Source organism: Alteromonas sp. C1M14 (assembly GCF_018860965.1).
Classification (GTDB): Bacteria; Pseudomonadota; Gammaproteobacteria; order Enterobacterales; family Alteromonadaceae; genus Alteromonas.
Genome location: NZ_JAHKQF010000008.1, coordinates 256,063 through 269,747, shown reverse-complemented (window position 1 = coordinate 269,747; position 13,685 = coordinate 256,063). Strand labels below are relative to the sequence as shown.

The following is a 13,685-nucleotide window of genomic DNA, read 5'->3' as shown; positions in this document are numbered from 1 at the left end:
TGTGCTTATTCAGGGCAAAGTGTCTTTTTTAAATGCAGAGTCTTAATCAGGTTTTATGCTCAAACTGCCAACAGGTCATCCACGACAAAGTGATACCCAGCATTAAACAACCGTCGATAAGACATTTTTCATGTTGCTGTTTCAGGTTACACTATATCAGATGAGCTACGTAGTCCCTAAACAGCGGTATCAAACCCTGCTGGAAATTAAAAAAAGTAAATTTTATGCCTGCGCAGGACCGGTTGAGAGCCGGGATGAGGCCATGGCCATGCTGTCGGCGCTAAAAGTAGAATACCCTGATGCCCGACATCATTGCTGGGCGTATTTGTTGGGCGATCCTATTAACCCAACTACCATGGCCATGTCTGACGATGGCGAGCCGTCCGGTACCGCCGGCAAACCTATACTCAATGTGTTACAGCACAAAAACGTGGGTAACATCATGATGGTGGTGACTCGCTACTTTGGCGGAATTAAACTCGGTGCCGGCGGCTTAGTGCGGGCCTATTCCGGGGCTGCCCAGCAAACCATGTCTACCTTACCGGTGTTAGAACAGATAACCTTGCATACTTTTTCTGTTGTCAGTAGCTTTGCTAATGAACAGTTTGTGCGCCATTGGGTGGCGTCTGTGGATGGCACCGTACAACAATGCGATTACGGCGAAACGGTAACCATGATCGTGGGGATCCCACCGTCTGCCACGTCTGCACTGATGGCCTATGCCGGTAGCCTTCATCTCACAGTTAAGGCCACGAATAAGGCAAGGTGAGGAACTATTACCCGGCATTATCCTCTTAACTTGGGTAAACCAACGGAGAAATACCTTGCCAGACAACAACACACATTCAGCCCCCGCCCGTGCCTATTCAATTATCGAAGAATGGTTGAACAGTATAAGCCATGGTATTGGATGTATTGCTGCCATCGTAGGTTTGGTTTTCTTGTTGCTACGGGCAGAGCACCCCGTAGCTGAGATTGCGGCGGCGGTATACGGCGCAACCTTAATTCTCATGTTTTTAAGCTCGACCCTGTACCATAGTATTTCAGATCAAAAAACCAAAGGCGTACTAAAGCTATTTGATCACAGTGCCATCTACTTACTTATCGCCGGGACTTACACGCCCTTATTGTTAGTCACCATTGGCGGTTGGCTAGGCATTGCCTTAACGGCGGTCATCTGGGTGCTCGCCATTGGCGGCGTCACCTTCAAATTAATTGCTCAACACCGGTTTCCAAAGGTTTCCGTGGCCACCTATTTATTAATGGGCTGGATTGCCCTTGGCTTAATTTATCCCCTTTACTTAGCCCTTCCTGGCACAGGTTTATGGCTGATCCTCGGGGGAGGATTATGTTTTAGTGTGGGGGTATTATTTTACGTCGCTAAATCTAAACGATACACCCACGCTATTTGGCACCTTTTTGTGCTTGGAGGATGTAGCTGCCATTTCTTCTCAATCTATTACTTTGTGGTGTAATGACCTGTTGATGGCAGCACAGCAAACTTATCATAGCCCGCCTTTATTGAAATAACGCTATCGGGCCATAAATTATTGTTGGCTATCGCATCGGTCGACGGGCAGATTACGGGGGCTGACCATGGCGTTCTCAGCTTTGTGCACAGGCACATCCACTTTACCCGACGCAATCACTTCACCGGCTTGCCACAGTTTCCATTCACCGCGCTCGTACAGATCCCAGTTTTCATCGTGAGTAAGGGGTTCGGTGGCAATAATACTCACCACATCTTGAGGAGTGGTTTCGGCGGCAAAATCAATTTTCACTTCAACGTCCTTAAGACACGCTGGCCCAAAAGGAGCCCGTCGAGTAATACTCGCCATCTTGGTGCTGCAAAAACTAAATAACCAATCACCATTACTGAGTAGGCAGTTAAACACTCCTTGGCGGGCATACTCTTCAGACAACGCCACCAGCGTTGACGCAAGTTGTTCTGGCATGGCATCTCGGGGCAAGTTTTGTCGTATTTGGTTCATAAGATCACAGAACAGTTCTTCACTGTCGGTATCTCCAATGGCCTCATAAACCCCGGTACGTCGGATAAAGCCAGGGATTTGGCCATTATGGGCAAACACCCAACAGCGCCCCCATAACTCCCTAGTAAAAGGATGAGTATTCGATAAACTGATGTGCCCCACATTCGCTTGGCGAATATGGCAGATGGCGGTTTTACTTTTAATGGGTAAATTAGACACAAACTGGGCAATTTGAGACGTGGCGCACGGTTCTGGATCGTGAAATAATCTCACCCCTTTACCTTCGTAGAAGGCCACTCCCCAGCCATCTTTATGTGGGCCAGTTTCACCGCCTCTGCGGGTCAACCCGGTAAAACTAAAGCACAAATCCGTTGGCGTATTGGCACTCATGCCAAGCAGTTCACACACACCTCACTCCCAATCGTTAACACCTGATGGGAGCATAGCCAACCTATTACTGGGATTCAACGCAAAAACGCCGGTATGCTTATTTGTTATTGCTTTTCCATGACGGTAAAAAGCGCTTTATGGCTAGCATTGGTTTATAGTAATTAACACATGACAATGAATGTTAAACTGTCTAGTTATGACTTGTTGGGCATACACTGATGTCGACTGGCAGTCAGATCTTTACGACTAATCTCATACGGTTAGCCGCTGTGGATAGGCAAATTGGGGTATCATTACCCGTGGTTTTAACGAATGTAAAAGAGATAGTACGTGACTGAGCAAACGCACCCTGTTTATAAATCGAAAATAATATCCCGATTGCTAAAAAAAATGCCTTCCGAGGTCGCTGAATCCCTAAGCGAAGAACAACTGATTGCAATCAACAAGGCCCTTGGCGGCAGAAGTTGGGCAAGGCATAAAGTGGATATGCGAGGAACCATCAGCTTTTGGCGCTCACGATTCTATTTTGTTATTCTCGCGGGCCGAGATCGCCGGGAATTAACTCGCTTAGAAGAACAAATCAGTAAAGCCACCACAGCTTTGATGCTGGCCTTATTCGTTACCTTTAGCACCTTATTTGGCCTCTTGGTGCTTTACCTCATTAAGTCTGCGTTGGGGATCAATATTTTTGAGCATTTCTCATTGGGGATTTGGACGTGGTTTAAAGCCAATATTTTAAATTAGCGGTAGCGAGGCCTGTGCGTTCGGTAAGCTCAGTGCCCATGTTTGGCCACTAAGATTCGATGCCCACAATGTGCGCCGGATTATGTATGAACAGTTTATCGGCCTCATCTGCTGAGGCATATCGGCTTACGATATCGTATGCTGCCCCCATGTCGTTTGGACGACGTTTTGTATCATGGGTATCTGATGCCACAAAATCAATTTGTTTGTCTTTAAGCATACTCATGGCTAAGCGTTGTACGTTGTCACCAAAGCGTCCAGTAAACGCGCCGGCCGTCACTTGCAGTAAACACCCTTGATTACGTAACCACTGTATTTTATCTGGTCGTTTCCAAACATCACGGTTTCTCTCCGGATGAGGAATTAATGGCTGTACTCCAGCATTGAGCAACCAACGAAACAATTGATCTAATCCCGCGGGCATATTGCTGTGCGGCATTTCAAGCAACAACACTTTTTTGTTCCTAAACTCGCCTAGAAAAGGCAGCTTTTGCTGTTTAAACCAGATGGGCACCATTTCGTTGACCCGCACTTCTCCGGCCCAAGATAGCGCCAACGGTATCTCCGCTGCAGACACGGCCGATTGCAGTTTGTCAAAACCTTGCTCGATAATCTCCAAGGTGTTGTCAAAGGTTCCCCAATGCATATGTGGGGTGCACACCAGATGACGTACGCCTACGTCTGCGGCCTGCTGTGCCATTTCAAGAGCCATATCCATACTCCGCGCACCGTCGTCAATTCCCGGAATAATATGACTGTGTATATCTATCAAAATAGCTCCTCGCAATTATTTGGTGATGCTATTGTAGCCCTATTAAAAGCAGATACCACCCTATCATTGATTAACCGTACACCTTGCTAACCGTGGGCCAAACAATAACCGCCTTATCTTATCGCATACCTTAACAATACGCGCTATTTGAGGGTAGACACTGGCAGTAGCGGAGAGATTATTTCACCTATCCGTCGAAACAGGCGCATGCGGGTAGTACCCGAACGCCATACCAGACCGATTTCCCTATAGGCATGACTTTCTGCCGGCAGCGCTTGTAGTTCGGTATTTTTAATTATGTCCTGATTAAGCGCTAATTCTGGGATGAAGGTATAGCCCAGTTTGCTGTTCGCCAGCTGCACCAAGGTATATAAACTGCTAGCAGCCAAACTACTGACTTGATCTCTATGCTGCAAATTACAGGCACTAACGGCATGGCCGGTCATGCAGTGTTCTTGCTGCAACAAAAAAATACTTTTGCTGGGCAAGGTGGAAATATCGAAAGGATCAGGTAAGGAATTCATTAAACTTTCATGAGCCACTAAATGAAAAGGATCATGACCCAATACCATTTGCTTACAACCCGGGGTTTGCATTGGCAAAGCAAGGATCAGCAAATCGAGTTGCCCATCGGACAATTCCTGCAATAAATTTTGCGTGGTATTTTCCTGTAACTCCAAAGAAATATCAGGCAAAAAGGTTTTAAAACTTCCAATCATGCCCTCAAACAAAAATGGCGCAATGGTAGGGATCACACCCAGTTTTAACTTCCCTTTCTGCCAATTTCCGGCATTTTGAGCAAATTCGACCAACTCGCCGGCTTCTTGCAAAATCACTTTGCTGCGTTCAACAATTTCCAGACCAAGAGAGGTAAACACAAAGGTTTTATGTTCCCGCTCTAATAACTGGCTGCCAAAGTGTTCTTCTAAATTTTGAATCGCAGTACTGAGTGTAGACTGACTGACATTGCAGCGCTGTGCAGCACGATGGAAATGCTGCTCCTGATATAAGGTTACCAAGTAATGCAGGTGTTTAAGGTTAGGCCATTTCATAAGCATTTATCAGATTAAGATGTATAGTTTTAATCTAGCACCATGATTAATCAATTACAAACCCTCATGTGTCATCAAAGTTTCATTAATTGAGGGTGATGCTTAAGGGAAGTCAGCTTATACTGTCGCTATGACATTAGCGTTGCCAGGTAAATGAGTATGAAAGGACATTTTAAGAACATATTGTGTGTATTGCACGATACCAATGAGCAAGAAGCACTGGTGGCTCAGGCTAAACATATCGCCAAAAAACATCAGGCTAAATTAACCGTTTTGTTGGTACTCGATGAATTGCCTCCTAACGCTAATATGATTATGCAATCATTTGAATATCTGGAGTCCCAGTCTACCCTTTCCCAGACCGCTCAGTCGTGGATGGACGATAAGGTGGCACAATGGTCAGCGAATTATCCGGTGAAAGGTGAAATAGCCATCGGTCACTTGTATCTTGAAGTGATTCGTCATGTGGTATCCAATCAATACGATTTAGTGGTGAAGTTTACCGAAAATCAACTCACCACCAGTATTACCGGTACTGAAGATAGAAACCTATTACGTAAATGCCCCTGCCCAGTTTGGATCCTTCATCGTACGCAATCACGTAAGTACAAGCAGGTAGTGGCCGCCATTGATATTAACTATCATTATCCACAGCATGAAGTGCAAATTCGCAAACAATTGGCCCTTGATGTACTCAGTTACGCCTCGCGCATCGCATTGCTAGAATACGCGCAACTACATGTTGTACACGTGTTTGATGCGGTACCCGAAAATATCTTACGTCATGGCTTTATAAGCGTAAATGAACATGCTTTACAAAATGATCTGCAAGGTATTCAAGGTGAGCGAGAAGCCGAACTAAATCGGTTGTTGGGCGTATTGCGCCTTGAGTTAGGCGATGAAGCTTATGAATACCTTAAACCCCAATGTCATCTGGTGCATGGCTATCCACGCAAATTAATCGCGCAAACGGCCAAAGCCTGCGAAGCGGATGTCATTGTAATGGGGACATTATCTCGATTAGGGGTTCCCGGTTATATCATGGGCGGCACAGCGGAAGAAACCATCGAGCAATTAGAATGTGCCGTAGTAGGGTTAAAACCCGAAGGGTTTGTCACCCCTGTGCGTCTGGCCAACGAAAACGATTAACGCAAATGCAGAAACAAAAAAGCCGGCAATGATGCCGGCTTTTTTTATATTTTTAACCGTTACTCGACACCAAACCACGCTTTCAAACTAAAGAAGCATAATATGGCTAGCACGGCACCGGCGGGCAAGGTGATAATCCAAGACACCACGATATTACGCACAATGCCGAGGTTGAGGGCAGAGACACCTCTTGCCATCCCCACACCAAGTACCGCACCGACCAATGTTTGAGTGGTAGAAATGGGTAACCCCGTACCTGATGCAATAACCACCGTACAGGCTGCGGCAAGTTCTGCAGCAAAACCCCGACTTGGCGTTAAGTGGGTGATCCCTTGGCCAATGGTCTTAATGACGCGATGACCAAATAAAGCCAACCCTGCAACAATACCTAAACCGCCCAAGGGTAAGATCCAAGGCGCTAGTTTAGCACTGGTGTTAATTTCTCCACCAGAGGTGACGACACTGACAACAGCCGCTAGCGGACCGATGGCATTAGCCACATCGTTTGAGCCATGGGCAAAGGCCATGCAACACGCGGTGACCACCATTAACATGGCAAACACTTTTTCCACATTAGCGCTTTGAATATCTGCACTTGCGTCTTCAGAGAACTGCATTCTTGAAATCACATAGCGCCCTAGTATTCCCAGCAACACTGCAATACCCACGGCAAGGAGATACCCAACCTCAGTTGAGAACTCAAGACCCACATGCTTTAGCCCCTTTTTAATGGTGACCAATGACATGACAAATCCCGCCAATCCCATGTAATAGGGAACGTAACGTTTAGCGTTACGAAACGGCGTTGCAGTATCAAAAATGAGTTTATGTGCACTAATAAAAATTAAATAGGCAATGATGCCAGAAATTGCCGGTGTCACCACCCAACTTCCAACAATACCGCCAACCTTGCTCCACTCCACTGCGTCCATACTTACGCCTGTGGCAGTAAAGCCAATGATCGCGCCAATAATGGAATGGGTAGTGGATACCGGCCAGCCTAGCCAAGACGCGAGTCCCAGCCATATGCCTGCGGCAAATAGTGAAGCAATCATACCAAGGACAAGATAATCCGGTCGCTCGGTGAAAAACATAGGATCAATGATCCCTTTTCGAATTGTGCTCGTGACCTCACCACCGGCTAAGTATGCACCGGCAAACTCAAATATCATCGCGATAACAATCGCTTGTTTAATGGTTAGGGCTTTTGAGCCAACGGATGTTCCCATCGCATTAGCTACATCATTAGCACCAATCCCCCACGCCATCACAAAACCCACTACCGCGGCTAAAATGATAAGCGTCATGCCATAACTTTGCAGAAGTTCCACAGGTTTTGCTCCTGGATTATTCGCAGATTAAGCTAGAAAACGCCATCTGGCGCGAAGAAATTACATTGTCATTTTCGCTGTCGCACATTACCGCCACCACTAATAATTGACTATTTGGCATAGAGTATTTTTTAAACGTTTCCGATTTAGCTGCGGCGCATAATAACGTAAGTAAAAGCATTGCCATAGTGGAAATTTGCGATTAAACATAATTCGTTATATTTCTCTGAAAATTCGTTTATTTTAGCGACAATTATTTCAAAAATATGACATACAAGGCGTTATATTAGCTGATCTAACTTGGTTTGCATGTTTTCCAAAGGAGAGTGTCGTATATCCTTGCCGCGAGAAAGATACACCACATACTCACAAATGTTCTTACAGCGGTCGCCGATACGCTCTAACGATCGCAAAGCCCACAACACTTCTAACCAGTCTTGCATGTCATCGGTATTCTTTTGCATTTCCTGAGCAGTAAAGGTCAGCAGCTTTTTATAATCTGCATCAATGACATTGTCTTGTTCGTACACCTCTAATGCCGCACCTTCGTCTTGTCTTGCCAACGCATCGAATGTGCCTCTCATCATCTCTACCACGTTTTCGCCAATCTGCAACATACTGCTTTTTATCATTTCAGACGCCGGTAATTTATTTTTAGTTACCAACCGCGCAATACGCTCTATTTCATCTCCCATTCGCTCAATGTCGGTGATTGCTTTAGATACTGTCATCACTAAGCGTAAATCTGACGCGGTGGGATGGCGTTTAGCGATAATACGCAAACACTCTTCATCAATTTGCATCTCCATGGCGTTCACTTTCAAATCATTGAGGATCACTTTCTCTGCCAATCCCGCATGATTTAGACGAATCGCCTTTAGGGTTTCCACCAGCTGTAGCTCAACCTCTCCACCCATGGTCAAAACGGAATTACGCAAGTTTTCAAGTTCAATATTAAACTTACCGGATATATGCGTATTTAACGCCAATTGTCGAGGCATAATCGATTCCTTAACCGTACCGGCCAGTAATGTAATCTTCGGTTTGCTTGAATTCAGGCATGGTAAATAAGGTGTCGCTATCGGCATACTCAACTAATTGCCCTTGATGCAGAAATGCCGTGTAATCTGAGACTCGGGCAGCTTGCTGCATGTTGTGAGTAACAATCACTATGGTGCAGCGTTTTTTTAGCCCAGCCATTAACTCTTCAATAAATAACGTGGTCAGGGGGTCCAGCGCAGAAGTGGGTTCATCTAACAGCAAAATGTCTGGCTTTAATGCCAAAGCCCGGGCAATCACCAAGCGTTGTTGCTGACCACCAGATAAGATACGAGCCGAATCGAACAGCCGGTCTTTCACCTCATCCCATAACGCCGCTTCTTTTAGTGCTTGTTCCACTGCATCATCAAGGTAACGACGGACTTTAATGCCTTTTAATCGTAACCCGTAGCTCACGTTATCGTAAATACTCATGGGAAAGGGGTTCGGACGCTGAAAAACTATGCCTACCTGAGTACGCAACTGAGAGACATCTTCCCGTTTGTCGTTGATATTACGACCATTGATAAATATGCCACCCGTGTATTGGCAATCTGGCACCAGATCGTTCATACGATTGAAACTACTAATTAGGGTGGACTTACCACAACCACTTTGGCCGATTAACGCGGTGATGCGATGTTTAGGTATACGCAGGCTAATGTTTTGCAACACAGGCTTTTGCCCGAATTGTAAACTAAGATCCTTAACCCCAATGGCCGTTTCTTCATCGCCAAGATTATGTACATCCAGGGTTTCATGCTCAAAAAGCTTTAACATATGCAGACTCAGTTAACCAAATATCGATTGCGCAAACGGGCACGTAGTATGACAGCCAAAATATTCAGCGTCACCACAACCAACAACAATAATAGGCAAGTGGCAAACATCATAGATGCTCCCTTCGCATCGGTTTGACTATGAAAAGCGCCGTCATAAATCAGCACACCCAAGTGCATAAACTGGCGGTCGAGGTGAAAATAAGGAAAGTCACCGTCAACGGGCAAATTAGGCGCAAATTTTACCGCTCCAACTAACATAAGGGGGGCCACTTCCCCTGCGGCCCGAGCAATGGCCAGAATAATACCGGTCATAATACCCGGCGATGCCATGGGCAGCACAATACGAAGCACGGTTTCGGCTTTCGTCGCCCCAAGGGCATAGCTGCTTGCTCGTAATCCTTGTGGCACTCGCCGTAACCCTTCCTCGGTGGCGACAATCACCACCGGTAAGGTTAACATCGCCATGGTAAGGGCAGCCCAGAACAACCCCGGAGTGCCCATGGTGGGAGCAGGTAAGGTATCAGAAAATAATAGAGAGTCGATGTTGCCACCTAAGGTATAAACAAAAAAGCCTAATCCAAACACCCCATACACAATGGATGGCACACTGGCCATATTCGATACACTAATACGGATGGCCGAGGTCAAAAAATTATCTGGCGCATACTCACTTAAATACACCGCGGCCATGACCCCAAAGGGGGCCACAATCAGGGTCATCACCAGCACCATCAACACCGTTCCAAACAAGGCAGGAAATACCCCACCCGCGGTATTCGCTTGCTTAGGCGCCTGTACCAAAAACTGGCCAATATTGCGCAAAAAGACCTGCCACCGACCTAACAGATTAAGCTGTCCTGGCACAAATACCGATTCAATATCAGCCAGGGGGATAGCCACCGTTTGTCCGTCTGCCATGGCAACATCCAAAACATAGCTGTTTCGCTGTCGCTCTAGTGACTCAATTTTTTGCTGCCACAGGGAAAACCCATTATTTAACTTATGCCGGGCTGGGGCATCGTCGGCCACATCCTGGGTGTCTAATTGAGCCAACTGTTGATGAATCTGGCTAAGATGTTGAACTTGAATGTTATCAATGTCGGTTTGAATTTCAGCCACACGATTAGCCATGTCAAGGTAACGCTGGGGCGAATAATCTAAGCGGCCATCGTTATTGAGTTTGGCCGGAACGCCCATCACGGTGCGACCGTCTTTCAACGTTATATTGGCGCTATTGGCTGACTCAACCACAGAAAGGGTGTTGCTTTGCTCTAAGAGCATCTGATTCCCTGTGGGGTGATTCACGCTGGAATAAAGAAACCAACGAATATACTCTCCATGTTCTTCATATTCGTTAAATATTTGCCCGTACACCACCGAGGCTTGTTCCAGCTTGGCATCATAGTAAGACACCGTGTAGATGGGCGATGGCCAAAAATACGCCAGCCCTCGATAGCAAATGAGTGACAGCATACTGCCTAACGCTAGTAGCAGTATGGCGGAAAAAAACGCCGTGATACTCATCACAAAAGATTGCCGTTGCGAAGGTGACAATAAGCGATGAAATTTTATATTAATCATACTGCCCCTTTTTGCGTAATCGCTGACGCAGCAGTTCTGCAACGGTATTAATCACAAAGGTAAAACCAAACAAAATACAGGCGGTAAAAAAGAGTACCTGATAATGGGCGCTGTTAATGTCGGCTTCTGGTAATTCAATGGCCAAATTAGCCGTAAGCGCACGCAGGCCTTCAAATAAATGCCAATCTGCCACGGGCGTATTACCGGTTACCATAAGCACGATCATTGTTTCGCCAAATGCGCGGCCAAAGCCCATCATCACCGCAGCCAAAATACCCGGCAATGCCAATTGTAATACCACATAATGTAGTGTTTGCAGACGGGTAGCGCCCAGTGCAAATGAGGCTTGTTTAAGATGCGCAGGCACACCACTAATCGCGTCTTCGGCCAGTGAATAAATCGTTGGCGATATGGCCACCCCCAATGCTAACGCCACCACCACCGTGGTTTTTCCCACCGGACTGCCTGAAGAGTGACTAATGGCCTCGCCAAAATCAGTATTTAGGGTGGCAGACAACAGCTCCGGGCCCCACTGCATGCAACAATAACCTAAGGAAACAATCAGCAAAGGCATCAGCAGCATTTCGGTGCCGTTACGAAAATACATGGGTAATTTTTTAGCAATACGTTGTTGAATAAGCGCACTGACAAACAAAATAACCGGCACCGCAATGAGAAAAGCGCAAAAGGAAAACAATACCCGCTCGGCCATAGGCGCTAACCAAATAGCCGCGATAAACCCCACTAACACCGACGGTATGGCCTCTAATAATTCAATTGCAGGTTTTAGCCATTGTCGTACACGGGCTTGAGAAAAATACGCTGTATATACCGCCGCGCCAATGGCCACAGGGATGGCAATAATAAGCGCCAACAGCGAGGCTTTTAAACTGCCGATCAATAACGGCACTAAACTGTATTTAGTTTCCTGATAATCCGAGCCACTGGTCGATTGCCAAACCGTGTCATCACCTTGGTATCCTTCATAATGTTGCGGCGCAAATAACGAGGCCCAGGTCGTAATGCCCGTTAACCAATTAACTTTTTCTACGGTGATGACAGACCCTGACACAAAATACAGGTTTTGCCCAAACCAAGACAGACCCGTCGCCGGCGTTTTTAACGTCACTTCACTGACGGTCTCGCCGGTTACCCTATTGATCATAAGTACCTGCTGCTTATTTGTTAAAACAGCTAAGGCATTCGTGGTGGCATGGGTGGCGGCATCCACAGGAGTCTGGCCTGATGCAAGTTGGGTTTTCCACGTGGGCACATAGTGAAATGTCCCCTGTTCATTGTTGAGGACCCATCGAGTAAGGGTATTGTGAGAAGCAATTAATACGGTGCGATCTTTTGGCAGGCTTTGCCACCAGGTAATAGGCTGTGTCATTGGCGCTGTGGTCACCGGTTTATACAACGGGTGAAATGCCAGTTTGCTTCCCTGATAAACCAACGATGTAGCACTGCCGGGCAAGGGTAAAACCTTTGCTTTAGCGTTAAAATGCTGATCCACAAACTCCGTGGGCTGAAGGCGGTTTATCCAGCGAACAAACACTTCATCTGAGGTGTGAATTTTAAACGCTAGCCAACGTTCACCAAGGGTCGCCTGCCATGAAATACGCTTCTGCCACAGATTGTCGGGTAGAGAAAAACTCACGACTGTGGAAACCGGCTGTCTGTGGGATAACATTAACGGCTGAACATCTATCACCCTAACCTGCCCAGCCGGCGAAACATCGACAATGTATTGCTGTTCATTCTGTTCAATTGTGGTCATTTGATGATCACAAGGGCGAAGATATTGATGCACGGGATTAAGAACAAAAGTGGCAAGGTTGAGCTCTAGCATGGTAAGTCCACACTGTTCATTGCCCATGATAACCGGTTGGCCAGCCAACAGATCACCGCTGTTTAATACGGCGCTCAAGCCCTCGTTGTTGTCAGGCAAAGTGACGGTTTGTATCTGTTCAAAGGATGGTCGCATCGCTAAAGGTAGCGCTTGAGATGCTAAATGGGTGATTAACACCACCATCGCCAATAGCACCATCCCACCGAACAGTGAGACAGTGAATTTCAGGCGCCGGTCTTTACGCTGCCTTTTGTTGTTGTGTATGTCCTCAGGTGACGTCATTATTATAAAAGCAACTTTTGCCTGATTTTTCTGAGATCAGATAGGGTTGATAGCCAATCATGTGTTATTTTAATACTGCTAATCAAGTGAAAGTTAAAAAGTTAAATAGATCCTAACGTGAGTTTGCGTTAACCCCATCTGACTAAGGGGCGATCACTTTAAGACAGGAGTGCGCATGCAACCTTTGATTATCACCATCATGGGTAAAGACAAACCCGGCCTCGTCGACGCACTGGCCAAATGTGTATATCGCCACGACGCCAATTGGCTGGGTAGCAGCTTTGCCCATATGGCAGGACAATTCACCGGCTTTGTGGAAGTTCACGTGCCGATTGCTAAACATGACGAGCTGGTAGAGGCCTTAAATTGTCTGCCTGATCTTACCGTTCAGTCTGTCACCACAGCAAAAGGTCCAGCGCCTTTCAGCGATACCCTGTCGGTTCACATTATTGGCAACGACAAGCCGGGCATCGTACAGGAACTGACGAATATTCTAAACCAGTTCAGCCTGAATATTATTTCTTTTACATCTCGCTGCGAAAGCGCACCCAATTGGGGAAGCGAAATGTTCAAAGCTGAGGCTGTGATTGCCGTACCTGAAGCCTTTGATGACAGCGCTCTGCAAACCGCGTTAGAAGAAATCGCTAACGATCTGGTGGTAGATATTAATACCCAGGTTTAGCGCAGAAACCACCCCTGTCACAGCGTTGTCACCTTGCTATGA

Annotated in this window: 13 protein-coding genes; 5 read left to right on the top strand and 8 right to left on the bottom strand. The window is 46.4% G+C overall.

The features are described from left to right. Positions 1–160 precede the first annotated feature (160 nt). On the top strand, positions 161–769 hold the full coding sequence (locus KO501_RS05890) for a YigZ family protein (protein WP_216028720.1): 609 nt from the start codon (positions 161–163) through the stop codon (positions 767–769). A 55-nt stretch (positions 770–824) separates the two neighbouring features. Next, positions 825–1,475 carry a hemolysin III family protein gene (locus tag KO501_RS05885; protein ID WP_252728185.1) on the top strand — a complete coding sequence of 217 codons (651 nt, stop codon included), beginning with the start codon at positions 825–827 and terminating at the stop codon, positions 1,473–1,475. Positions 1,476–1,547: 72 nt separating this feature from the next. Here the strand turns inward: KO501_RS05885 and KO501_RS05880 are convergent, their stop codons facing one another. Further along, positions 1,548–2,399 (bottom strand): class II glutamine amidotransferase, encoded by an 852-nt coding sequence (locus KO501_RS05880; protein ID WP_216028718.1) that lies wholly within the window; start codon positions 2,397–2,399, stop codon positions 1,548–1,550. 312 nt (positions 2,400–2,711) lie between these two features. Between KO501_RS05880 and KO501_RS05875 the strand changes: the two genes are divergently transcribed. Then, positions 2,712–3,125, top strand: a complete 414-nt coding sequence (locus tag KO501_RS05875; RefSeq protein ID WP_216028717.1) for a 3-phosphoshikimate 1-carboxyvinyltransferase — start codon at positions 2,712–2,714, stop codon at positions 3,123–3,125. 49 nt (positions 3,126–3,174) lie between these two features. Here the strand turns inward: KO501_RS05875 and KO501_RS05870 are convergent, their stop codons facing one another. Together KO501_RS05870 and KO501_RS05865 are read right to left on the bottom strand one after the other, a co-directional pair. Next, positions 3,175–3,897 (bottom strand): CpsB/CapC family capsule biosynthesis tyrosine phosphatase, encoded by a 723-nt coding sequence (locus KO501_RS05870; protein ID WP_216028716.1) that lies wholly within the window; start codon positions 3,895–3,897, stop codon positions 3,175–3,177. A 143-nt stretch (positions 3,898–4,040) separates the two neighbouring features. After that, the gene (locus tag KO501_RS05865; RefSeq protein WP_216028715.1) at positions 4,041–4,949 is read right to left on the bottom strand and encodes a hydrogen peroxide-inducible genes activator; all 909 of its coding nucleotides are present in this window, start codon (positions 4,947–4,949) and stop codon (positions 4,041–4,043) included. A gap of 159 nt (positions 4,950–5,108) precedes the next feature. Between KO501_RS05865 and KO501_RS05860 the strand changes: the two genes are divergently transcribed. Then, the gene (locus KO501_RS05860; RefSeq protein WP_216028714.1) at positions 5,109–6,098 is read left to right on the top strand and encodes a universal stress protein; all 990 of its coding nucleotides are present in this window, start codon (positions 5,109–5,111) and stop codon (positions 6,096–6,098) included. Positions 6,099–6,157: 59 nt separating this feature from the next. Here KO501_RS05860 and KO501_RS05855 read toward each other — a convergent pair whose 3' ends face one another. The 5 genes from KO501_RS05855 to KO501_RS05835 form a co-directional block, all read right to left on the bottom strand. Further along, positions 6,158–7,429 (bottom strand): inorganic phosphate transporter, encoded by a 1,272-nt coding sequence (locus KO501_RS05855; protein ID WP_216028713.1) that lies wholly within the window; start codon positions 7,427–7,429, stop codon positions 6,158–6,160. Between the two features lie 281 nt (positions 7,430–7,710). After that, on the bottom strand, positions 7,711–8,430 hold the full coding sequence (gene phoU, locus KO501_RS05850) for a phosphate signaling complex protein PhoU (RefSeq protein ID WP_216028712.1): 720 nt from the start codon (positions 8,428–8,430) through the stop codon (positions 7,711–7,713). Positions 8,431–8,440: 10 nt separating this feature from the next. Continuing rightward, positions 8,441–9,247 (bottom strand): phosphate ABC transporter ATP-binding protein PstB, encoded by an 807-nt coding sequence (gene pstB / locus KO501_RS05845; protein WP_216028711.1) that lies wholly within the window; start codon positions 9,245–9,247, stop codon positions 8,441–8,443. An 8-nt stretch (positions 9,248–9,255) separates the two neighbouring features. Further along, positions 9,256–10,830, bottom strand: coding sequence for a phosphate ABC transporter permease PstA (pstA, locus tag KO501_RS05840; protein WP_216028710.1), 1,575 nt, complete (start codon positions 10,828–10,830; stop codon positions 9,256–9,258). Next, complete coding sequence (locus KO501_RS05835) at positions 10,823–12,961, bottom strand: ABC transporter permease subunit (RefSeq protein ID WP_216028709.1); 2,139 nt, start codon at positions 12,959–12,961, stop codon at positions 10,823–10,825. Before KO501_RS05835 ends, pstA begins: the two co-directional genes overlap by 8 nt. A gap of 175 nt (positions 12,962–13,136) precedes the next feature. Between KO501_RS05835 and KO501_RS05830 the strand changes: the two genes are divergently transcribed. Beyond that, positions 13,137–13,643, top strand: a complete 507-nt coding sequence (locus KO501_RS05830; RefSeq protein ID WP_216028708.1) for an ACT domain-containing protein — start codon at positions 13,137–13,139, stop codon at positions 13,641–13,643. Positions 13,644–13,685 lie beyond the last annotated feature (42 nt).